Genomic DNA, 22547 nt, shown 5'->3' on the forward strand with positions numbered 1-22547 from the left:
GCGTTGGGGTATTTAGCGGCATGCCGTGCATCGATAGCACAAATGCTATGATGAAGCACGCAACGAACAGGCCCCAGCTCTTAACGAATTTTGCAGTTGTCAAAGTCACTTGCTCCCATCACATCGACTCGGCCATAGACTGAAAGGATTAGGTTTCCTCTGCGTAATACCGTTTTTTTGGTCGACAATATTGCGCGTCGTACTGCCTGAAAATCGGACGGCTTAAAGAACGTGATGCAACCTTGGCTTATCCCACTGCCATCAGGGCGAACCGGATGAAGCCTGAAACTTCCGCGTGATACCCCATGAACAAAAACGCTATCGCTCATGCTGTTATCACTGAATAAACCAAACCACTGATCGTGCCGGTTACCTGAAATACGGTCCCATGCCCAGGCGCGAACCTGATTGGCTAAGCTGCCTTCCGGGCGGTCTACAATCCAATATCGCCCGACAGGTATTGAGCTATTTACCTGGTATGCGCAATTTGGATCGTTTGTGTACGGCTTTGAGCCACTGAATACGGGGAAGGTTCCAACGCCATAAACGTGCAATTTTGCCTCACCTCCGCCTTTGGTGAGATCGTCGTAATTCATCCTCATAATTCTCATATCTATCCCTAATAATATTGTCATTTTTGAGCACGACTCCGACACATTATGTCTTCTGTTCGATTGATGTTCAAACAGATGTCAGATGGGCAGGCGATGCACGTCATGCGGCATACATTCGCTAGTCATTTTATGATGGGAAAGGGCAATATTCTGACACTGCAAAAAATATTGGGACACGCGTCGATCGTGCAGACCATGATTTACGCTCACTTCGCCCCTGACTACCTGAATGATGCCGTTCGCTTGAACCCATTAGAGAACGTTTTGTAGCTCGGAAAATGTGGTCAATGCGGTGTCAAAGTGATCCACATTTTGCCCAAAATACTCGGATTAAAGCGGATTTCACCCTGCATTTTAGCCAGCCCGCGCCAGTCCAGCCCTTTCGCGGCTTGCCTTATTCCATTATCGAACTAGTCATTCCTTTTCGTCATTTCAGGGGCCAAATCTCAGCCCGTATAGTCAGACCATCTTTCTGTTATATGAAAAGGCTGTTGTGGACTATCTACCAATATTTGCCGATCTGAAACGACGCCCGGTGCTGGTCGTTGGCGGCGGTGAAGTGGCTGCGCGCAAGGTCGATCTGCTTCAGCGCGCCGGGGCTGAAATACGGATAGTTGCGCAGTCGCTCTCACCCGAACTCGAACAACAACGCCGGCAAGGGCAGGTTCTCTGGCTGGGGACGGCTTTCGATCCCCGCCAGTTGGACGAGGTGTTCCTGGCGATCGCCGCGACCGACGACGCCGCGCTCAACGCGCTGGTATTTGCCGAAGCGGATAAACGCCGGCTGTTGGCCAACGTGGTGGATGACCAGCCGCTTTGCTCGTTCATTTTCCCGTCGATTATCGACCGTTCACCGCTGGTGGTCGCCGTCTCCTCTAGCGGCCAGGCGCCGGTCTTGGCGCGCATGCTGCGTGAAAAGCTGGAGGCGCTGTTGCCCGCCAGCCTGGGGCAGATGGCCGAGGTGGCGGGGCGCTGGCGCGGCCGGGTTAAACAGCGGCTGGCGTCGATCGCTGAGCGTCGTCGCTTTTGGGAAAAAACCTTCGGCGGCCGTTTCTCTACGCTGGTGGCCAGTGGCCAGGCTGAGCAGGCGGAACGGCAGCTGGAACAGGATTTACAGCGCTTCGCCCTGGGCGGCGAAGGCGTGCAGGGCGAGATAGCGCTGGTGGGCGCAGGGCCGGGCGACGTGGGCCTGCTGACTCTGCGTGGGCTGCAGGTGATGCAGCAGGCGGACGTGGTGCTGTACGACCATCTGGTCAGCGAAGAGATCCTCGATCTGGTGCGCCGCGACGCCGAGCGCATCTGCGTGGGCAAGCGCGCCGGCGCGCACTCGGTGATTCAGGAAGAGACCAACCGGCTGCTGGTGGAGCTGGCGCAGCAGGGCAAACGCGTGGTGCGCCTGAAGGGCGGCGACCCGTTTATTTTCGGCCGCGGCGGTGAAGAGCTGCAGGTGGCGGCCGCGGCGGGCATTCCGTTTCAGGTGGTGCCGGGGGTAACGGCTGCGGCGGGGGCGACGGCCTATGCCGGCATTCCGCTGACCCACCGCGACCATGCGCAAAGCGTGACCTTTATTACCGGCCATTGTCGCCCCGACGGCGACGGGCTGGACTGGGCCGATCTGGCTCGGGCGCGCCAGACGTTGGCCATTTACATGGGCACCATGAAGGCGGCAGACATTAGCCGGCGGCTCATTGCCAACGGCCGCGCGGCGACTACGCCGGTAGCGGTGATCAGCCGCGGCACGCGCGCCGATCAGCAGGTGCAGACCGGCACGCTGCAGCAACTCGAAGAATTGGCCCAGGGCGCGCCGCTGCCGGCGCTGCTGGTGATCGGCGAGGTGGTGGAACTGCACCATCAAATCGCCTGGTTCGGGCATCAACCGCAGGCGGAACGGGCATCGCGCCCGGCCGTCGTGAATTTGGCTTAGGCAAGGCTTTTAAGGATCTGTTATGGACGAAAAACGACTCACTCATTTGCGGCAATTGGAGGCGGAGAGTATCCATATCATCCGTGAAGTCGCCGCTGAATTCGGCAACCCGGTGATGCTGTACTCCATCGGCAAAGATTCCTCGGTGATGCTGCACCTGGCGCGCAAGGCGTTCTTCCCCGGCACGCTGCCGTTTCCGCTGCTGCACGTGGACACCGGCTGGAAGTTCCGCGAAATGTACGAGTTCCGCGATCGCACGGCGAAAGAGTACGGTTTTGAACTGCTGGTGCACAAAAACCCGGAAGGGGTGGCGATGGGCATCAACCCGTTCGTGCACGGCAGCGCCAAGCATACCGACATCATGAAAACCGAGGGCCTGAAACAGGCGTTGAACAAGTACGGCTTCGACGCGGCCTTTGGCGGCGCCCGCCGCGACGAAGAAAAGTCGCGCGCCAAGGAGCGCATCTATTCCTTCCGCGATCGCTTCCACCGCTGGGATCCGAAAAACCAGCGGCCGGAGTTGTGGCACAACTACAACGGCCAGATCAACAAGGGGGAAAGCATCCGCGTCTTCCCGCTGTCGAACTGGACCGAGCTGGATATCTGGCAGTACATCTTCCTGGAAAAGATCGACATCGTGCCGCTGTATCTGGCGAAACCGCGCCCGGTGGTGGAGCGCGACGGCATGCTGCTGATGGTGGACGACGATCGCATCGATCTGCAGCCGGGCGAAGTGATCAGCCAGCGTATGGTGCGTTTCCGCACCCTGGGCTGCTGGCCGCTGACCGGCGCGGTGGACTCGGCGGCGCAAACGCTGCCGGAGATCATCGAAGAGATGCTGATCTCCACCACCAGTGAGCGCCAGGGACGGATGATCGACCGCGATCAGTCCGGCTCGATGGAGCTGAAAAAGCGTCAAGGGTATTTCTGAGGAGCCGCCGGATGAACAACGCAATTGCACAACAAATCGCTGAACAGGGCGGAGTCGAGTCTTACCTGCACGCACAGCAACATAAAAGCCTGCTGCGCTTTCTGACCTGCGGCAGCGTCGACGACGGCAAGAGCACCCTGATTGGGCGCTTGCTGCACGACACCCGCCAGATCTACGAAGATCAGCTGTCTACGCTGCACAGCGACAGCAAGCGCATCGGCACCCAGGGCGAAAAGCTCGATCTGGCGCTGCTGGTGGATGGCCTGCAGGCCGAGCGCGAGCAGGGCATCACCATCGACGTGGCCTACCGCTATTTCTCGACCGAAAAACGCAAATTTATCATCGCCGACACCCCGGGGCATGAGCAGTACACCCGCAACATGGCCACCGGCGCTTCTACCTGCGATCTGGCGATCCTGCTGATTGACGCGCGCAAAGGGGTGCTGGATCAGACCCGCCGCCACAGCTTTATCGCCACCCTGCTGGGCATTCGTCATCTGGTGGTGGCGGTGAACAAAATGGATCTGGTGGATTATCAGGAGTCGGTGTTCGAGCAGTTCAAACAGGATTACCTGAGCTTTGCTCAGCAGTTGCCGAACGATCTGGACATCAAGTTCGTGCCGCTCTCGGCGCTGGACGGCGACAACGTGGCGAGCGAAAGCGCGCACATGCCTTGGTACAGCGGCCCGACGCTGCTGGAAGTGCTGGAGAGCGTGGACGTGATCAGCGAGCGGGAAACCCAGCCGCTGCGTTTCCCGGTGCAGTACGTCAACCGCCCGAACCTTGATTTCCGCGGCTATGCCGGCACGCTGTCCGCCGGCGTGGTGCGGGTGGGGCAACGCGTGAAGGTGCTGCCATCCGGCGTGGAATCCACCGTGGCGCGCATCGTCACCTTCGACGGCGATCTGCAAGAGGCGGTGCCGGGCGAAGCCATTACGCTGGTGCTGAAGGATGAAGTGGACATCAGCCGCGGCGATCTGCTGGTCGACGCCGGCGAAACCCTGAAGGCGGCGCAGAGCGCGCTGGTGGACGTGGTGTGGATGGCCGAGCAGCCGCTGCTGCCGGGCCAAAGTTATGACATCAAGGTGGCCGGCAAGAAGACCCGCGCGCGGGTTGAGGGCATTCGTCACCAGGTGGAGATCAACTCGCTGGCGCAGCATCAGGCGGATACGTTGCCGCTGAACGGCATTGGCCTGGTGGAGCTGACCTTCGACGAGCCGCTGGTGTTGGACAGTTACCAGAGCAACCACGACACCGGTGGGCTGATCTTTATCGATCGCCTGAGCAACGTGACGGTCGGTGCCGGCCTGATCCGCGAAACGCTGCAGGGTGCTCAGGGGCAAGCCGGCGAGTTCAGCGCTTTCGAGCTGGAACTGAATGCGCTGGTGCGCAAGCACTTCCCGCACTGGGGCGCGCGTGACCTGCTCGGGGGGAAATAAGGTGGCGGAAGGCGAGCTGCGGCCGACCGGGCCGGATGATGAAAACGTAGTCTGGCATCCGCACGCAGTGGCGCGGGCGGACCGCGAGGCGCGCAACGGCCATAAGGGCGCGGTGCTGTGGTTTACCGGGCTGTCCGGCTCGGGCAAATCCACCGTCGCCGGGGCGCTGGAGCAGGCGCTGCATGCGCTGGGCGTCAGCACCTATCTGTTGGACGGCGATAACGTGCGCCACGGCCTGTGCCGCGATTTGGGGTTCTCCGACGATGACCGCCGCGAGAACATCCGCCGGGTCGGGGAAGTGGCCAAGCTGATGGTCGACGCCGGGCTGGTGGTGCTGACCGCGTTCATTTCGCCGCACCGCGCCGAACGGCAGATGGTGCGTGAAATGCTCGACGAGAATCGCTTTATCGAGGTGTTCGTAGATACGCCGCTGGCGATTTGCGAAGCGCGCGATCCCAAGGGATTGTACAAAAAAGCGCGCGCCGGCGAACTGCGAAACTTCACCGGAATCGATGCGGTTTACGAGGCGCCGCAGCGGCCGGATATTCACCTGGATGGCCAACAATTGGTAACAAATTTGATTGCGCAATTGTTAGACGTGCTGCGTGGTCAGGCTATTATCAAACCCTGAATTCAAAAAAGCGTGTGGCGTTTTGCGCCATGCGCTTTTTACTCGAAGCCCGCCGCAGAGCGTGCCGAATAACCAGGGATTACTATGCAAAATGTCACGCCTATCTTGATTGACTCAAAACAGGATAAAGAGGAACCCTCTTATTCTTTCCTGGGCGGTGTCTGCGGCTTTGCTTTTTACTGGCTGGCGTTTGCAGTGCCTTTCCTGGTCTACGGCTCCAATACCCTGTTCTTTCTGCTCTATACCTGGCCTTTCTTCCTGGCGCTGATGCCGGTTTCGGTGCTGATCGGCATTGCGCTCAGCATGTTGCTGCGCGGACGGTTGATTTTGACCCTGCTGCTGACCGGCGCCATCGTGCTGTGCCTGTTCTGGCTGGTGTTCAGCTTCCTGACCGGTTGGTGAAACCACGGGCGCCGTGATGGCGCCCGAGGGATTGCAATGCGGTGCTGAAGGTTACAAAACTTTGCTTAGAAACGCCTGGGTGCGCGGGTTGCCCGGATGGCTGAAAATCTGCTGCGGCGTCCCTTCCTCCTGAATGATCCCCTGATCGATAAACAGCACCCGGTCCGCCACTTCGCGGGCGAAGCCCATTTCATGCGTTACCACCACCATGGTCATGCCTTCGTGCGCCAGTGATTTCATCACCGCCAGCACTTCGCCCACCAGCTCGGGATCGAGCGCCGAGGTCGGCTCATCGAACAGCATGATCTTCGGCTCCATCGCCAGCGCGCGGGCGATAGCCACCCGCTGCTGTTGGCCGCCGGACAGGCTGTTGGGGTAGGCGTCGATCTTGTCCAGCAGGCCAACCTTGCGCAGCAACAGCTCGGCGCGTTCGATGGCCGCTGCACGCGGCAGTTTTTTCACGCCCATCGGCGCCATGATGATGTTTTCCAACACCGTCATGTGCGGGAACAGGTTAAAACGCTGAAACACCATGCCCACGCTTTCGCGCATCTTGTTCAGATCCGTTTTCTGCCGGTGAATGGCGAAGCCGTTCACGTCGATCTCGCCGCCGGACAGCGTCTCCAGCGCGTTGATGCAGCGCAGAAAGGTGCTTTTGCCCGAACCGGACGGGCCGATGATGCACACCACTTCGTTCGGCGCTATCTCACAGGAGATGCCGCGCAGCACGTGGCTTGCGCCGAATTGCTTTTGCAGGTTATGTACGCGAATCACTTTTACCGAACCTCTTTTCCATATGTTGCACCATCAGCGAGAGCAGGAAGGTGATGACCCAGTAGACCAGCGAGATGGTCAGGTAGGGCTCCCAGTAGGTGGCGTAGGCCCCGGAAACGGTGCGGGCGGCGTAGGCCAGATCGGCCAGGCCGATGGCGGAAGCCAGTGACGAATCCTTGACGATGGCGATGGCGTTATTGCCCAGCGGCGGCAGCATGCGGCGGAAAGCCTGCGGCAGGATCACCTTGCGCATGGTTTTGCCGTAGCTCATGCCCAGCGAACGGGAGGCCTCCATCTGGCCGCGATCGATAGACTGGATGCCGGCGCGGAAGATCTCCGAGACGTAAGCCCCGGCGTTGAGCGTAATCGCCACCACGCAGGACAGGAATGCGCCGTAGTCGGAGCGCAGCGCGCGGGCGAAATCGCTGCTCATCAGGCCGTTGGTGACCAGCAGGCCGTCGCGCGGGTTGATAAACAGCGGTACCAGCGCGAAGTGTACCACCATGATTTGCACAAACAGCGGCGTGCCGCGAAAGGCGCTGATGTAGATGCGCACCGGCCACTGAACGCCGTAGTGCAGGATAGGTTTCCAGATGCCGTGCGGCGCCTGCGCCAGGCGGCCCAACCCGAGGATTAGCCCCCAGGTGGTGCCCAGCAGCACGCAAATAATGGTGCATTTGATGGTCATCCAGGCGCCTTCCATAAACAGCGGGGCGTATTCCTGGATGATCTCCCAACGGAAATTCAAGGTCTGATCCTTATTTAAGAGTGTTGAGGCTACTGCACTGAGCAGCGCCAGGCGATTATTCAGCCGGCAGCGTCGGCACGTTGCTGTCGAACCAGCTTTGGTAGATTTTGGCGTAGGTTCCGTCGGCGACGATTTTCTTCAGGCCGGCGTCAATCTTGCTGCGCAGCTCGTCGTTGCCTTTGGCGACGGCGATGCCGAAGTATTGGCGCTCGAACCTGGCGTCGGATACCAGCTTGAACTCTTTCTCCGGGTGGGTCTTGATGTAGAACTTGGCTACCCCGACGTCGCCGACCGCGGCGCCGATGCCGTCCTCATACAATTCCTGCAACATCAGCGGCGTATTGTCGAAACGTTTGATAGCGGTGCTGTTTTTTCCCAATGCATCGGATACCACGATGTCGCCGGTGCTGGAGTTCACCACGCCGACCTTCAGCGCTTTCAGCGCGGCGATTGAGTCCACCTTGGAATCTTTAGGCACCACGATGGTCTGCTCTGCCGGGAAGTAGGGCGCCGAGAAGTCCACCATCTGCTTGCGCTTGTCGGTGATGGTGATGCCGGAAATGATGATGTCGCGATCGCCGGAGTTCAGCGTGGCAAAGATGCCTTCCCACGGGGTGTTGACCAGCTTGACCTGGAATCCTTCCGCTTTGGCCACCGCTTTGATGATGTCGATGTCAAAACCTTCCAGCTGCTTTTGGCTGTTCTCGAATTCGAACGGGCGATAGGTGCCGCCGGAGCCGACTACGTAGGTAGGTTCAGCCGCCAGAGCGGGCATGGACAGGGCGGCAGCCAGACAGGCGCCTATCAGAACTAAAGGTTTTAACATCACGATCCCCGATAATTAAAAGTTATATAATGAGTTTATTTATGCACTACCAGTGCATAAAAATAAGCTCCAATGAATGAAAACACAACCTTATCATGATGATTAACTTTCTAAAGGTGCTAAGTATGCAGTTTTGCTATGGCTTTGGCGTAAGCGTTGGCAAAATGACGGCGATCCAGTTTTTATTACTGCATAACCTGCTTTGGGTAGAGAGGCGATGGTTGGACGGGCACGGCGTTTTTCTGCGGCCAAAGTGGCTTTTTTTGCCGCTTTCGCGGCGGATTTAGGTTATAAACTCAGGAAATACTCATCCGTATTCTGAATTTGGCGCTGAAAAGCCGCTCTCAGTGTGGAGTCCAACGAAAAGTTGTGGGATGATTGGTCGGTTTTTCAGGGGGCGGAGATGGGAAAACTTACGCTGCTATTGCTGGCATTGCTCGGTTGGTTACAGTATTCACTGTGGCTGGGCAAAAATGGTATTCACGATTATGTGCGAGTCAATGAGGACGTTGCGGCCCAGCAGGGCAACAATGCCAAATTGAAAGCGCGTAACGATCAGCTGTTTGCCGAAATTGATGATTTGAACGGTGGTCAGGAAGCGATCGAAGAGCGTGCGCGTAATGAACTGGGCATGATTAAGCCCGGTGAGACCTTCTATCGTCTGGTTCCTGACCAATCCAGACGCAACGCGGCGTCCTCCTCGCAAAATAACGTACAAAAATAACGCATGAATCACTCCGCAGGAACCTTTCCATCGGTGATTGCCGTCCTGCCCGCTGCCGGTGTCGGCAGCCGTATGCAGGCGGACTGCCCGAAACAGTACCTCACCATCGGCCAACACAGCATCCTTGAACACGCTATTCACGCGCTGCTGCGCCACCCGTGCATTCAGCGGGTGATTGTGGCCATTGGCCCCGAAGACCGCCAGTTCGAACAGCTGCCGATTGCCCGGGATCCTCGGATAAGCGTCGCAGTCGGCGGCCGGCAGCGCGCCGACTCGGTAATGGCCGGCCTGAAGCTGGCGGGGGATGCGCAGTGGGTGCTGGTGCACGATGCTGCGCGCCCCTGCCTGCACGCCGATGATCTCGAGCGCCTGCTGGCGATAACCGAACACAGCAAGGTCGGCGGCATACTCGCCGCGCCGGTGCGCGACACCATGAAGCGTGCCGAGCCCGGCCAGAACGCGATTTCACACACCGTCGAGCGCCAGGACCTGTGGCATGCGTTGACGCCGCAGCTGTTCCCGCTGGCATTGCTCAAGCAGTGCCTGCAACGCGCGCTGGACGAAGGCGCGACCGTCACCGACGAAGCCTCGGCGCTGGAACACTGCGGTTATCATCCGCTGCTGGTGAGCGGGCGTTCGGACAATATTAAAGTAACGCGGCCGGAGGACCTGGCGCTGGCGGCGTTCTATTTGACTCAGTTGGACAACTAAGGAGCGCATCATGCGTATCGGTCACGGTTTTGACGTACATAAATTTGGTGGCGAAGGGCCGCTGGTGATCGGTGGCGTTCGCATCCCTTACGAAAAAGGTTTGCTGGCCCACTCCGACGGCGATGTCGCCCTGCATGCGGCGACCGATGCCCTGTTGGGCGCTGCGGCGCTGGGCGATATCGGCAAGCTGTTCCCCGATACCGATCCGGCGTTCAAGGGCGCCGACAGCCGCGAGCTGCTGCGTGAGGCCTGGAAACGCATTCGCGCCAAGGGGTACCGTCTGGGCAACCTGGATATCACCATTATCGCCCAGGCGCCGAAGATGGCGCCGCATATCCCGCAGATGCGCATCTTCCTGGCGGAAGACCTGCAGTGCCATATGGACGACGTTAACGTCAAAGCCACCACCACCGAACAGCTCGGCTTCACCGGGCGCGGCGAGGGCATTGCCTGCGAAGCGGTTGCCTTGTTGATCAAGGAATAACCGCATGGACATGGCTAACCTGACCTGGCTGCACGGCCGGCCACAGAGCAGCGGCGTGCTGAAAGCGAACCCGGAAGATTTCGTGGTGGTGGAAGATCTGGGTTTTGAACCGGATGGCGAAGGTGAACACGTGCTGGTAAACATCCGCAAGAACGGCTGCAATACCCAGTTCGTGGCGGATTATCTGGCGCGTTTCGCCGGCATTCATGCCCGTTCCGTCAGCTATGCAGGGTTGAAAGATCGCCACGCGGTGACCGAGCAGTGGTTCTGTTTGCATCTGCCGGGTAAGGAAACGCCCGATTTTTCCCAGTTTGCGCTGGAAGGCTGCGAAGTGCTGACCTACGCGCGCCACCTGCGCAAAATGCGTATCGGCACGCTGAAAGGCAACGCCTTTACGCTGGTATTGCGCCAAATCTCCGACCGTGATGAGGTTGAACGGCGGCTGCAGGCGATTGCCGCGGGCGGCGTGCCGAACTACTTCGGCAGCCAGCGTTTCGGCCGCGGCGGCAATAACCTGGTGATGGCGCGCCGTTGGGCGAATGACGACATTCGCGTCAAAGAGCGCAGCAAGCGCAGCTTCTATCTTTCGGCCAGCCGCAGCGCGTTGTTCAATCAGACCGCCAGCCGCCGCCTGGCCGACGGCCTGCAGCGCACCGTGCTGGAGGGCGATGCCCTGCAGCTCAGCGGCCGCGGCAGCTGGTTCGTCGCCAAGGCGGATGAACTGGAGACGCTGCAGCAACGCCTGGATGCCGGTGAATTGGCCGTTACCGCCCCGTTGCCGGGGGATGGCGAACCAGGCACCGCCGGGGAAGCGTTGAAATTTGAACAACAATGCTTGGCGGAGCAGCCGGAATTGCTTACGCTTTTAAAGCGCGAGCGCGTTGAACCCGCTCGCCGGGCCCTGCTGTTACAGCCGCAAAATATGCTGTGGAACTGGTGGGATGATGTCACCGTGGAATTGCGCTTTTGGCTGCCGGCAGGCAGCTTCGCCACCAGCGTCGTTCGCGAAATCATGCAGCAGGATAACAGTGATGCGGATATTGCTGAGTAATGATGATGGCGTTACCGCCCCGGGCATTCAGGTGCTGGCGGCGGCGCTGCGGGAATTCGCCGAGGTGCAGGTCGTCGCGCCGGACCGCAATCGCAGCGGTTCTTCCAATGCGTTGACGCTGGACTCGCCGCTGCGCACCCTGACGTTGGCCAATGGCGACATTGCGGTGCAACAGGGTACGCCGACCGACTGCGTGTATCTGGGGGCCAATGCGCTGATGCGCCCGGCGCCGGATATCGTGGTTTCCGGCATCAACGCCGGCCCGAACCTCGGCGACGACGTCATCTATTCCGGTACCGTGGCGGCGGCGATGGAAGGCCGCCATCTGGGCCTGCCTGCGCTGGCGGTGTCGCTGAACGGCCACCGGCATTACGCCACCGCGGCGGCCATCACCTGTCGCATATTGCGCGCGCTGCAGCGCGAGCCGCTGCGCACCGGCAAAATTTTGAATATCAACGTGCCGGATCTGCCGTTGGATGAGATTAAAGGTATCCGCGTAACCCGTTGCGGCAGCCGCCATCCCGCCGATAAGGTGTTTTGCCAGCAGGATCCGCGCGGTCAAAATCTCTATTGGATCGGGCCGCCGGGTGATAAGTTTGATGCCGGGCCGGACACCGACTTCGCGGCGGTGGAACAGGGCTACGTGGCGATCACGCCGCTGCAGGTGGATTTAACCGCCTATGCGGCCCAGGAGGTTGTGCAAACGTGGTTAACCAAAGCTGAGGTTAGCGGGGAATGGTGAACAAGCGCATGCAAACATTGCTGACGCAGCTGCGTCAGCAGGGGATCCGGGACGAGCGGTTGCTGCGGGCGATCGAAGCGGTGCCGCGAGAACGCTTTGTTGACGAGGCGCTTGACCACAAGGCCTATGAAAATACCGCGCTGCCTATCGGCTCCGGCCAAACCATTTCTCAGCCCTACATGGTGGCGCGCATGACCGAGCTGCTGAATCTGACGCCCACCTCGCGGGTGTTGGAGATTGGCACCGGCTCCGGTTACCAAACCGCCATTCTGGCGCATCTTGTCCAGCATGTTTGTTCCGTAGAGCGTATTAAGGGCCTGCAATGGCAGGCCAAGCGCCGCCTGAAGCAGCTCGATCTGCACAACGTATCCACCCGCCACGGCGACGGCTGGCAGGGCTGGGCGTCGCGCGGCCCCTTCGACGCGATCATCGTCACCGCCGCACCGCCGGAAATCCCGCAGGCGCTGGTGGAACAGCTGGACGATGGCGGCATTCTGGTGCTGCCGGTGGGCGAACAGGCCCAAACCCTCAAACGTATCCAGCGCCACGGCAATGAGTTTGTCGTCGACGCCGTTGAAGCGGTGCGTTTCGTGCCGCTGGTGAAAGGCGAACTGGCCTAGCGATTGTCTGATTTTTCAGTCGCCCGCGAAATCTGTTGCACTTTCATAACGTCTGGATAAGGTTTTATTGTTCCAATAAGACTAATTTTCAATACAATTGCCTTTCTGCGTAGTTGTCTTATGGTGCGGCGGCGCTAATGTGGTTAGCATTGGCGCGCTGTTTGATGCCTCGGCAGGAGATCACCTGGCGTTCAGGGATCGGCTGGGGCGCCTTTTCATCGCAGAAACTGAGAGAGTGGTAAAAGCTCAGCTACGATGTAAAGGGGATTTTGGATATATCGCTGATATTGCTGTGATGGGGGAAGCATGAGCACGGGAAGCCCAATGATTACTTTACGCCGGGTTGCGGTGTGTACGATGGTAAGTTTGTGGTTGGCGGGTTGTACGAATGATGCGTCGACATCAGCCCCTATCAGTAGCGTGGGCGGCGGTGGATCTGCCGCATCCGGCAACGCCGGCAATGCCGCCTCGCAGCAGGCCAGCAGCCCTGAAGGCCGGATTGTCTACAATCGCAGCTACGAGTCTATCCCCAAAGGGAGCTACAGCGGCAACACCTATACGGTCAAGCGCGGCGATACGTTATTCTACATCGCCTGGATCACCGGCAACGATTTCCGTGATCTGGCGCAGCGCAATAATATTCCCGAACCTTACAGTCTGAATGTTGGCCAAAGCATTCAACTTGGTAATGGTTCTGCCAACGGAAACGGCGGCATGCTGGCGGCGACCGACGCCACTAAAGGGGGCGTTCCTAAGCCGCCGTCCAGCTCTCAGATACAAACTGCGACGGTTGATTCTCCATCAACTAACGCGTATTCTGATAATTCGGGTAAACAGAATGTAGGTAAGATGTTACCTGCAGCAGGAGCCGTAGCGGTTGGGACCGCGGCAGCGCCTGTTACCGCCCCGGCAGCCGCTCCACCAGCGAGCAGCACCGTCAGCAACAGCGATCCGGTAAGTAGCTGGAGATGGCCGACTGACGGTAAGATTATTGATAACTTTTCCTCATCAGAAGGTGGGAATAAGGGTGTCGATATCGCCGGTTCCCGTGGGCAGCCTATCTTCGCTACCGCCGATGGCCGCGTAGTGTATGCAGGCAATGCTTTACGGGGTTACGGTAATCTAATCATCATCAAACACAATGATGATTACCTGAGCGCCTACGCTCACAACGACACAATGCTGGTCCGGGAACAACAAGAAGTGAAGGCGGGTCAAAAAATAGCCACCATGGGTAGCACCGGAACCAGTTCAGTACGTTTGCATTTTGAAATTCGTTACAAGGGGAAATCCGTAAACCCGCTGCGTTATCTTCCGCAGCGATAGATTGGGCAGAATACGCTGTATTCTGCTCGCGGTATCACGGGTAGGAGCAGCTTATGAGCCAAAATACGCTGAAAGTTAACGAGTTACATGATGATGCGGATTTCGACGAGAATGGAACTGAAGCTGAATCATTTGATGAAAAAGCGCTGGTAGAAGAAGAGGCCAGCGAGAATGATTTAGCGGAAGAAGAGCTGTTGTCTCAAGGCGTTACCCAACGTGTATTGGATGCGACGCAGCTCTATCTGGGTGAGATCGGTTATTCGCCTCTGCTTACCGCAGAGGAAGAGGTCTATTTTGCGCGGCGTGCTCTGCGCGGTGACGTGCCGTCCCGCCGCCGCATGATCGAAAGCAACCTGCGGCTGGTGGTGAAAATCGCCCGCCGCTATAGCAATCGCGGCCTGGCGCTGCTGGATCTGATTGAGGAGGGCAACCTCGGCCTGATCCGCGCGGTGGAAAAGTTTGACCCAGAACGCGGTTTCCGTTTCTCCACATACGCAACCTGGTGGATCCGCCAGACGATTGAACGGGCGATTATGAACCAAACCCGTACCATTCGTTTGCCTATCCACATCGTCAAAGAACTGAACGTCTATCTGCGCACCGCGCGCGAGCTTTCTCACAAACTGGATCATGAACCGAGCGCTGAAGAGATTGCCGAGCAACTCGACAAGCCGGTTGATGACGTCAGCCGCATGCTGCGCCTCAACGAGCGCATCACTTCGGTTGATACGCCGCTGGGCGGCGATTCAGAGAAGGCGTTGCTGGACATTCTGGCCGACGAGAAAGACAACGGGCCTGAAGACACTACGCAAGACGATGATATGAAACAGAGCATCGTCAAGTGGCTGTTTGAACTGAACGCCAAGCAGCGCGAAGTGTTGGCGCGGCGTTTCGGCCTGCTGGGCTACGAAGCGGCGACGCTGGAGGACGTGGGCCGGGAGATTGGCCTGACGCGTGAACGTGTCCGTCAGATCCAGGTAGAAGGTTTGCGCCGCCTGCGTGAAATTCTGCAGATGCAGGGCCTGAGTATTGAGGCGCTGTTCCGCGAGTAACGCCGGCGATTGACCGCATCAAATAAAAACGGTGAGCATTATGCTCACCGTTTTTTTATGCCTGCGATCCGGGGTGGATCACAACATGTTCTTCAGCCGGTAGAGCCACTCCAGCGCCTGGCGCGGCGACAGAGAATCCGGATCCAAGGCCTCCAGCGCTTCTACCGCCGGCGGAGTTTCCTCATTCAACAGCGTCATCTGGGTCGCGTCCACGGTGCCGGCGGCGGTGTGGTTGGAGATTGACTCCAGCTCACGCAGCTTCTGGCGCGCACGCTTGATAACATCGCGCGGTACGCCTGCCAGGGCGGCAACCGCCAGGCCGTAGCTTTTGCTCGCCGCGCCGTCCTGCACGCTGTGCATAAAGGCGATGGTGTCGCCGTGCTCCAGCGCATCCAGATGCACGTTGACCACGCCTTCCATTTTCTCCGGCAGGGTGGTCAGCTCGAAGTAGTGGGTGGCGAACAGCGTCATGGCCTTGATGCGGCTGGCCAGATTTTCGGCGCAAGCCCAGGCCAGCGACAAACCGTCGTAGGTGGAGGTGCCGCGGCCAATCTCATCCATCAGCACCAGGCTGTGTTCGGTGGCGTTGTGCAGGATATTGGCGGTTTCGGTCATTTCCACCATGAAGGTGGAGCGGCCGGAGGCCAGGTCGTCCGCCGCGCCGACGCGGGTAAAGATGCGGTCCACCGGGCCGATGCTGGCCTTGGCGGCCGGTACATAGCTGCCGATGTGCGCCATCAGCACTATCAACGCCGTTTGGCGCATATAGGTGCTTTTACCGCCCATGTTCGGGCCGGTAATGATCAGCATGCGGCGCTGCGGCGACAGCGAGAGCGGGTTGGAAATAAAGGGTTCGCTCAGCACCTGCTCCACCACCGGGTGGCGGCCTTCGGTGATGCGGATGCCCGGCTGTTCGCTCATGGTTGGGCAGGCGTAGTTCAGGGTATCGGCGCGTTCGGCCAGGTTGGCCAGCACGTCCAACTCGGCCAGGGCGGAAGCGCTTTGCTGCAGCTCCGCCAGATGCGGCAGCAGCAGATCGAACAGTTCGTCGTACAGGCCTTTCTCGATTGCCAGCGCCTTGCCTTTGGAGGTCAGAACCTTGTCTTCGTACTCTTTCAGCTCGGGAATGATGTAGCGCTCGGCGTTTTTCAGCGTCTGGCGGCGCACGTAATGGATCGGCACCAAATGGCTCTGGCCGCGGCTGACCTGAATATAATAGCCATGCACGCCGTTGAAGCCGACTTTCAGAGTATCGAGGCCCAGCTTTTCGCGTTCGCGAATTTCCAGCCGATCCAGGTAATCGCTGGCGCCATCCGCCAGCGCGCGCCATTCGTCCAGTTCGCTGTTGTATCCCGGGGCGATAACGCCGCCGTCGCGCACCAGCACCGGCGGGGATTCGACCACCGCGCGCTCCAGCAGATCCAGCAGCTCATCGAACTGGCCGACCTGCGACAGCAGATGCTGCACGTGCGGGGTTTCTACGTTTTGCAGCAACTGCCGAATATCCGGCAACTGCTGGAAGGCGTGGCGCATGCGCGCCAGATCGCGTGGGCGGGCGGTGCGCAGCGCCAGGCGCGCCAGAATGCGTTCCTGATCGCCAACCTGCCGCAGCGAAGGCTGCAGATCGCCATACAGATCCTGCAACGCGCCGATCGCCTGCTGGCGATCGTTCAGCACCTTGATGTCGCGGGTTGGCATGTGCAGCCAGCGCTTCAGCATGCGGCTGCCCATTGGCGTAACGGTGCGATCGAGGATCGCCGCCAGCGTATTGTCGCTGCCGCCGGACAGGCTCTGGGTCAGCTCCAGGTTGCGGCGTGTGGCGGCGTCCATGATGATGCCGTCCTGCTGGCGCTCCATGGTGAGGCCGCGGATATGCGGCAGCGAGGTGCGCTGGGTATCTTTGACGTATTGCAGCAAGCAGCCGGCGGCGCGCAGCGCCTGATGCGCCTGTTCTACGCCAAAGCCGGTCAGATCGCGGGTGCCGAACTGCAGGTTGAGCTGCTGGCGCGCGGTCTCCAGTTCGAATTCCCACAGCGGGCGGCGGCGCAGGCCGTGGCGCTGTTCGATCAGCGCCATCTGCTCGAAGGTTTCCGGGTACAGCAGCTCGGCAGGGTTGGTGCGCTGCAGCTCGGCGGCCATGGTTTCCAGATCCTGCGGTTCGGCGACGCGGAAGCGGCCGGAGCTGACGTCCAGCGTGGCGTAGCCGAAACCGCGCGCATCCTGCCAGATAGCCGCCAGCAGATTATCCTGGCGCTCCTGCAGCAGGGCTTCGTCGGTAATGGTGCCTGGGGTGACGATGCGTACTACCTTGCGTTCGACCGGCCCTTTGCTGGTGGCCGGATCGCCGATTTGTTCGCACAGCGCGACGGATTCGCCGAGCTGCACCAGCTTGGCCAGATAGTTCTCCACCGCGTGGTGCGGCACGCCGGCCATCGGGATAGGCTCGCCCGCCGAAGCGCCGCGCTTGGTCAGGGAGATATCCAGCAGCTGCGACGCGCGTTTGGCGTCGTCATAAAACAGCTCATAGAAGTCGCCCATGCGGTAGAACAGCAGAATTTCGGGGTGCTGCGCCTTGAGGCGCAGGTACTGCTGCATCATTGGCGTGTGCGAATCGAGCTTGTCGGTGCTATTCATAAGATTACTGTTTCCAATCCATTGAATGTAAAGTTAATTGCGATTTTGATTGTCGTCATTCGCTGCCACATCGTTTCACAAAAAATCACGCGGTTTGGCGGTTGCCGTGCAACGCCCATCAATTAATCAAAGGGCCAAACGGCGCAACGAAACGCCCAGACCTTTTACTGACGCTTATACTAGCCCAGCGGGCAATCGGCTGTCACAGGTAAAAATTGGGAGCCTTACGCAAAGTTGGCTTGCAATGGCAACGAGGTTTTGCAGCCGATGGCCGCGGAGAAAGCCGCCGCCCATGGGGCGGCGCTGTCATTGAGCGCGAGATAACGGCAGGGGAAGTTGGTAGATGTGGAAACTGTCGGGCACTTCGGTTTCGTGCCCCGGCAACAGGCGGTGGCGAATGCGTGATTCAGTGACAAAGGCGCAGCCCTGCGGCGTGACGGCCACATTGACCGGCGACTCCAGGCCTTCTCGAATAACCTCGATATGGTGCATGCCCGCCGCGCCCGGCGCGGCAATGCGCAGGATCCTGCCCTGGCCGCTGCTGATGGCATTTTCAAGCACGATCAGCGCGCCGTCCGGTGCCAGCCCCATGCCGTCCGGGTTTTCTATGGTGCGCGGCAACGTAATTTCGGCCAGCGCAGGCCGGGCATCCCCGTAGCTGAGGGTGTAGAGCCTGCCGGTGCCGAAATTGGCGATCGCCATCAGTGTGTCATCGAGGATCACTATGCCGGCGGCGCCGAGGCCGCTGGGCGCCGTCAACCTGTCGTCGCGATACAGCGTCCGGAATTTCGGCTCGCCCGGCCGCAGCCGCAGGATGCCGCCGCCTTTGGTTTCCGTCACGTAGACCGTGCCGTCTGCGCCGAGCACGATATCGTTGCCCATTTCGCCTGCCGGTAGCGGCAGGCTGCGGTTGAGCGTGGCATCCGCGACATTCAGGGCGTAAATGCGATTTGCGCGCGGTTTTCCGCCCGACAGGAAATCCGGCGAGTTTCCCCACAGCAGGCCATGCCGTTCATCCAGCCTCAGGGCGTTTGAAGCGAATACCGTCTCGGCGCCGGGGAAGAAGGTCTGCCAGTCTTCGTTCGGACGTTTGCGCAGAACGCGCCCGCTGGTAACCAGGCCGACATACAGCGTGCCGTCGGCTGCGCGGGCGACGCCGTTGGGGTAGAGTGCCCCCGGCGGCAATGTCATGGTGGCAGGGGCGCAGGCGGCCGGCGCGGACGTCGCCGGGGCTGCGATGGCCAGCAGCAAGGCCAGCAGGGCAGCCCGCGCGGGGAAGGGTGTTATCGCATATGGCATCGAGTCTCTCCTGTGGTAAGGGGAAGTCGCGCGGCTTTCCCATCGGGCGGAAGTTACCAGCGACGGATGGGCAGGCGTTGTTGCATGGGCGCTTCGAGCGACGTCATTTCTCCATCCGACAGCCTGAGGGAAAGCGCTTCGACGGCGTCCTGCAGGTGGTGCGGCCGCGACATGCCAACCAGGGCGGACGCTACGCCTTTTCTGGCCAACAGCCAGGCGAGCGCAATTTGCGCCGGCGACACGCCGCGTGCGGCGGCCACCTTTGCCACCGCGGCGATGGATTGATCCACTTCGCTGCGACCGCCATACCACTGCGGGGCTTGCTCATCCGTTCGGGCGCGCAGGGTGCCGGATTGCCCGGCGCCCGCCAGCAGGCCGCGCGCCAGGGGTGACCAGGGCGTCAGGCCAATGCCTTCCTCCTGGCACAGGGGGATCAATTCCTCCTCGTCCTCACGCGTGACCAGGTTGTATTGGCTTTGCATCGAAATAAACGTAGCCAATCGGTTATGCCTCTGAAAATCCAACATTTTCATAAAGCGCCAGGCGTGCATGGAGGAGGCGCCCAGGTAGCGGATCTTGCCCGCACGCACCAGGGCGTCGAGCGTTTCGGCGGTTTCTTCGATCGGCGTTTCGGGGTCGAACCGGTGCAGCACGAACAGGTCGATATAGTCAGTGCCCAACCGCTGCAGCGACGCTTCGACGCTGTGAATGAGGTGCTTGCGCGACAGGCCCCGGCCGTTGGGGGATTCGTCCATTGGAAAGAACGCCTTGGTGGCGATCACCATGTCATCGCGGCGCGCAAAATCTCGCAGGGCGCGGCCGATAATGCGTTCGCTTTCGCCCGCCGAGTAGATATTGGCGGTATCGAAAAAGTTAACGCCGGCCTCCAGCGCTTGCTGAATGAAAGGGCGAGCCTGGTCCTCTTCCAACACCCAGGGGCGCCAGGCCGGATCGCCGTAGGTCATGCATCCCAGACAGATCCGGGAAACCTTCAGGCCGCTGTGGCCGAGGCGGACGTAGTTCATCGCCTGGCCCCCTCAGCGTGAGCCGGCGATGGTGTAACCGCCGTCCACCAGCAGGCTTTGGCCGGTGATAAAGCGGGCCTCGTCCGTCGCCAGCCAGACCGCCACATCGCCGATATCTTCCGGTTGGCCCATGCGCCCGGCGGGGGTGTGGGTGATAAAGGGCGCGAAAGCGCTGGCATCGGTGACGCTGCTGTGCGCCATCGGCGTTTCGATGATGCCGGGGTTGATGTTGTTGATGCGGATGCCGTGGCCGCTATATTCGAGCGCCACCGCGCGGATCAGCGCGTCGAGCGCCCCTTTGCTGGCGGAGTAGCTCGATGAACCGGCGAGTGCTCCGTGGGTGAGCCAGGAAGACGTGTTGATGATGGCACCGCCGGCACCTTGCGCCAGGAACGTCTCAATCTGGTATTTGACCGAGAGCCAAACGCCGCGAAGATTGATGGCGATCACCTCATCGAAATCAGCGCTGCTTTGCTGGGTAATGGGCGCAAAGTTACCGAGAATGCCGGCGTTGTTGAACGCGACGTCCAGCCTGCCGTAGTGGCCGCTCACCGTTGCGATCAGGCGGCGGATATCTTCTTCCCGCGAAACGTCGGCCACCACCGCCAGCGCTTCTCCGCCCGCCTGCACCACGTCATGGGCGGCGGCCTCGATCTCTGCGGAGCGGCGACCCGCCAGCGCGACTTTCGCCCCGGCGCGGGCATAGGCCAGCACGGCCGCGCGCCCGATGCCGGTACCCCCGCCGGTCACCAGGACAACCTTTCCTTCCAAACGTTTTTGCACGGTGTGAGCTGAATCAGCATGTGTAGTCATGGTATGGATTCCGGGTTATTGATCACACCGCCATGCTATGTTGTTGCGAAAAAGATAACTATCCGTTAAAAATTCATTTCACTATTAAATTATTCGTATCAATCCAATGAAGAAACTCGAATTGTCCGGCCTGGCGGCTTTCGTGGCGATCGCCAATGAGCGCAGCTTCAGGCGCGCCGCCGCCCGGCTTGGCGTTACCCCGCCAACCCTCAGCCACACGATGCGTGAGCTGGAAGAGCAGGTCGGCCTGCGGTTATTGAATCGAACCACGCGCAACGTTTCGCCGACCGAAGCCGGTGAGCATCTGCTGGCCAGATTGATGCCCGCGTTTACCGATATCGACGCTGCGTTGGAAAGTCTGAACACCTTTCGCGAGCAGCCGCGTGGGCTGGTGCGGATCAATGCTTCCCGTTCGGCGATCGAGCTGGTGCTGTTGCCGCATTTGGGGAAATTGGCTCGCGATTACCCCGGCATCTCGCTGGAGATCGTGGCGCAGGAGGGGTTTGCCAACATCGTCGAACAAGGTTTTGATGCCGGTATCCGGCTGGGAGAAGACCTGCACAACGACATGCGTGCGGTACGAGTGTCGCCGGATCTGCGGCTGGCCATTGTCGCGACACCGGAATACTTCCAACGCTCTGGGAGACCAGATACGCCAAGCGATCTGTTAAACCATCGCTGCATAGGATGGCGTAAAATCTCTTCAGGCGAACTCTACAAATGGGAGTTTCGCCAAGGAGATAAGATACTTTCAGTCGCGGTAAACAGTTCGCTGATACTCGATGACGGCAGGCTGATGCAGCAGGCGGCGTTAGCGCATGCCGGCATCGCCTTCGCCATCGAGGACGAGGTAGCGGAGCATCTTGCCACCGGGCGCCTGGAGCGGGTGCTGGCGGACTGGTGCCCGTCATTCCCGGGGTTCTATCTGTATTATCCCAACCGCAGAAACCACCCGGTGGCTTTAACCACGGTAATAGATATGCTGCGTTTCCCAGGCTGAAGTCGCGGTATTGCGGCCCGGCGCGTTTTGCCTTCCCCTGCTGAATCTCTCTCCCTCAAGATGCCGTCTAATCAAGGGTAAACTATTCAATATTCATCCATAGGCGGGCGATGGCCCCGGCGCTCATATTAATCCATAAATATACTGTGTGTTTTTAACATATTGTTTATAATTGTTATTTGTTGATTTTTGACGGTCGGCTTTGGTTTTTAAGGGTTATTTGAGAGGTCAGTCACACTATTTTTTTATGTGAAATGTGAAGAGGGTCAATCCGCCAGGTCAATGATAGACGATTCTATTGGCCGCTGGCTTACCTGCCCGCTTCGCTGTCTCCGTATACTGTCGGCAACCAGGGCAACGTAACGGAAATTTCATAAGGAATGTGCGTGAGGCAATCGTGATTGCATCTGGCATACAAATGACACGGGGTTTTTTTGATTATCTTGAGGTGCTTGGTATGGAAAAGAAAAAAATCTATCTGTTTTGTTCTGCCGGTATGTCCACTTCTCTGTTGGTTTCCAAAATGAAAGCGCAGGCCGAGAAATACGAAGTGCCGGTGATCATCGCCGCTTATCCGGAAGCGCTGGCTGCGGAGAAGGGCGTCGAAGCGGATCTGATCCTGCTGGGGCCGCAGATTGCCTATACGTTGCCGGAAGTGCAAAAACAGTTGCCGAACAAGCCCGTCGAGGTGATCGACCCGCTGCTGTACGGCAAGGTCGACGGCCTTGGAGTACTGAAGGCGGCGGTGGCCTCCATCAAAAAAGCTAACCAGTAAGG

The 22547-nt window shown here is 59.4% G+C and carries 23 protein-coding genes and 1 pseudogene; 16 read left to right on the forward strand and 8 right to left on the reverse strand.

What is annotated here, in order from left to right; translation table 11 throughout:
• Positions 1-80: 80 nt before the first annotated feature.
• Positions 81-596, reverse strand: a complete 516-nt coding sequence (locus KHA73_RS03610; protein WP_234588991.1) for a DUF2778 domain-containing protein — start codon at positions 594-596, stop codon at positions 81-83.
• A 99-nt stretch (positions 597-695) separates the two neighbouring features.
• On the opposite strand from KHA73_RS03610, the pseudogene KHA73_RS03615 reads away from it, so the two are divergent.
• The 6 genes and pseudogenes from KHA73_RS03615 to KHA73_RS03640 form a co-directional block, all read left to right on the forward strand.
• Positions 696-884 (forward strand): annotated as a pseudogene (locus KHA73_RS03615) (tyrosine-type recombinase/integrase); the annotation flags it as partial.
• A gap of 223 nt (positions 885-1107) precedes the next feature.
• The gene (cysG, locus tag KHA73_RS03620) at positions 1108-2538 is read left to right on the forward strand and encodes a siroheme synthase CysG (protein WP_234588993.1); all 1431 of its coding nucleotides are present in this window, start codon (positions 1108-1110) and stop codon (positions 2536-2538) included.
• Positions 2539-2560: 22 nt separating this feature from the next.
• Positions 2561-3469: a sulfate adenylyltransferase subunit CysD gene (cysD, locus tag KHA73_RS03625; protein WP_234588994.1), complete on the forward strand. Its 909-nt coding sequence runs from the start codon at positions 2561-2563 to the stop codon at positions 3467-3469.
• Positions 3470-3480: 11 nt separating this feature from the next.
• Positions 3481-4908, forward strand: a complete 1428-nt coding sequence (gene cysN, locus KHA73_RS03630; RefSeq protein ID WP_234589002.1) for a sulfate adenylyltransferase subunit CysN — start codon at positions 3481-3483, stop codon at positions 4906-4908.
• Complete coding sequence (gene cysC, locus KHA73_RS03635) at positions 4847-5539, forward strand: adenylyl-sulfate kinase (RefSeq protein ID WP_234589004.1); 693 nt, start codon at positions 4847-4849, stop codon at positions 5537-5539. The genes cysN and cysC overlap by 62 nt, the downstream gene beginning before the upstream one ends.
• 84 nt (positions 5540-5623) lie before the next feature.
• On the forward strand, positions 5624-5941 hold the full coding sequence (locus tag KHA73_RS03640; protein ID WP_234589006.1) for a DUF3561 family protein: 318 nt from the start codon (positions 5624-5626) through the stop codon (positions 5939-5941).
• A 51-nt stretch (positions 5942-5992) separates the two neighbouring features.
• On the opposite strand, the gene KHA73_RS03645 is transcribed toward KHA73_RS03640, so the two are convergent.
• The 3 genes from KHA73_RS03645 to KHA73_RS03655 all read right to left on the reverse strand — a co-directional run bounded on the left by KHA73_RS03645 (position 5993) and on the right by KHA73_RS03655 (position 8289).
• Positions 5993-6715: an amino acid ABC transporter ATP-binding protein gene (locus KHA73_RS03645; protein ID WP_234589015.1), complete on the reverse strand. Its 723-nt coding sequence runs from the start codon at positions 6713-6715 to the stop codon at positions 5993-5995.
• Positions 6699-7418, reverse strand: a complete 720-nt coding sequence (locus KHA73_RS03650) for an amino acid ABC transporter permease (protein WP_234591181.1) — start codon at positions 7416-7418, stop codon at positions 6699-6701. Before KHA73_RS03650 ends, KHA73_RS03645 begins: the two co-directional genes overlap by 17 nt.
• Before the next feature lie 100 nt (positions 7419-7518).
• Positions 7519-8289, reverse strand: coding sequence for a basic amino acid ABC transporter substrate-binding protein (locus KHA73_RS03655; RefSeq protein WP_234589017.1), 771 nt, complete (start codon positions 8287-8289; stop codon positions 7519-7521).
• A 403-nt stretch (positions 8290-8692) separates the two neighbouring features.
• On the opposite strand from KHA73_RS03655, the gene ftsB reads away from it, so the two are divergent.
• From ftsB to rpoS, 8 genes are all read left to right on the forward strand, one after another.
• Positions 8693-9013, forward strand: coding sequence for a cell division protein FtsB (ftsB, locus tag KHA73_RS03660; RefSeq protein ID WP_234589018.1), 321 nt, complete (start codon positions 8693-8695; stop codon positions 9011-9013).
• Positions 9014-9016: 3 nt separating this feature from the next.
• On the forward strand, positions 9017-9724 hold the full coding sequence (gene ispD, locus KHA73_RS03665; RefSeq protein ID WP_234589020.1) for a 2-C-methyl-D-erythritol 4-phosphate cytidylyltransferase: 708 nt from the start codon (positions 9017-9019) through the stop codon (positions 9722-9724).
• Between the two features lie 10 nt (positions 9725-9734).
• Entirely contained in the window at positions 9735-10208 is a 474-nt protein-coding gene (gene ispF / locus KHA73_RS03670) for a 2-C-methyl-D-erythritol 2,4-cyclodiphosphate synthase (RefSeq protein WP_004950274.1), read from the forward strand.
• A gap of 4 nt (positions 10209-10212) precedes the next feature.
• The gene (gene truD, locus KHA73_RS03675; protein WP_234589022.1) at positions 10213-11259 is read left to right on the forward strand and encodes a tRNA pseudouridine(13) synthase TruD; all 1047 of its coding nucleotides are present in this window, start codon (positions 10213-10215) and stop codon (positions 11257-11259) included.
• Positions 11240-12001, forward strand: coding sequence for a 5'/3'-nucleotidase SurE (gene surE, locus KHA73_RS03680; RefSeq protein WP_234589024.1), 762 nt, complete (start codon positions 11240-11242; stop codon positions 11999-12001). The genes truD and surE overlap by 20 nt, the downstream gene beginning before the upstream one ends.
• Complete coding sequence (locus KHA73_RS03685) at positions 11995-12621, forward strand: protein-L-isoaspartate(D-aspartate) O-methyltransferase (RefSeq protein WP_234589026.1); 627 nt, start codon at positions 11995-11997, stop codon at positions 12619-12621. The genes surE and KHA73_RS03685 overlap by 7 nt, the downstream gene beginning before the upstream one ends.
• Positions 12622-12945: 324 nt before the next feature.
• Positions 12946-13947: a murein hydrolase activator NlpD gene (gene nlpD / locus KHA73_RS03690; protein WP_234589028.1), complete on the forward strand. Its 1002-nt coding sequence runs from the start codon at positions 12946-12948 to the stop codon at positions 13945-13947.
• A 53-nt stretch (positions 13948-14000) separates the two neighbouring features.
• The gene (rpoS, locus tag KHA73_RS03695) at positions 14001-14999 is read left to right on the forward strand and encodes an RNA polymerase sigma factor RpoS (RefSeq protein WP_234589037.1); all 999 of its coding nucleotides are present in this window, start codon (positions 14001-14003) and stop codon (positions 14997-14999) included.
• A 78-nt stretch (positions 15000-15077) separates the two neighbouring features.
• Here the strand turns inward: rpoS and mutS are convergent, their stop codons facing one another.
• The 4 genes from mutS to KHA73_RS03715 all read right to left on the reverse strand — a co-directional run bounded on the left by mutS (position 15078) and on the right by KHA73_RS03715 (position 20770).
• Entirely contained in the window at positions 15078-17633 is a 2556-nt protein-coding gene (gene mutS, locus KHA73_RS03700; RefSeq protein WP_234589039.1) for a DNA mismatch repair protein MutS, read from the reverse strand.
• 306 nt (positions 17634-17939) lie between these two features.
• Positions 17940-18932, reverse strand: a complete 993-nt coding sequence (locus tag KHA73_RS03705) for an NHL repeat-containing protein (RefSeq protein ID WP_234589041.1) — start codon at positions 18930-18932, stop codon at positions 17940-17942.
• A gap of 53 nt (positions 18933-18985) precedes the next feature.
• A complete protein-coding gene (locus KHA73_RS03710) occupies positions 18986-19957 on the reverse strand; it encodes an aldo/keto reductase (protein WP_234589051.1) in 972 nt (323 codons plus the stop codon).
• 12 nt (positions 19958-19969) lie between these two features.
• Entirely contained in the window at positions 19970-20770 is an 801-nt protein-coding gene (locus KHA73_RS03715; RefSeq protein ID WP_234589060.1) for an SDR family NAD(P)-dependent oxidoreductase, read from the reverse strand.
• A gap of 106 nt (positions 20771-20876) precedes the next feature.
• Between KHA73_RS03715 and KHA73_RS03720 the strand changes: the two genes are divergently transcribed.
• Both KHA73_RS03720 and KHA73_RS03725 read left to right on the forward strand, forming a co-directional pair.
• On the forward strand, positions 20877-21770 hold the full coding sequence (locus KHA73_RS03720; protein ID WP_234589062.1) for a LysR family transcriptional regulator: 894 nt from the start codon (positions 20877-20879) through the stop codon (positions 21768-21770).
• A gap of 457 nt (positions 21771-22227) precedes the next feature.
• Complete coding sequence (locus KHA73_RS03725) at positions 22228-22545, forward strand: PTS sugar transporter subunit IIB (protein ID WP_234589064.1); 318 nt, start codon at positions 22228-22230, stop codon at positions 22543-22545.
• The last annotated feature ends 2 nt before the right edge of the window (positions 22546-22547 follow it).

Source organism: Serratia entomophila (assembly GCF_021462285.1).
GTDB classification, from domain to species: domain Bacteria; phylum Pseudomonadota; class Gammaproteobacteria; order Enterobacterales; family Enterobacteriaceae; genus Serratia; species Serratia entomophila.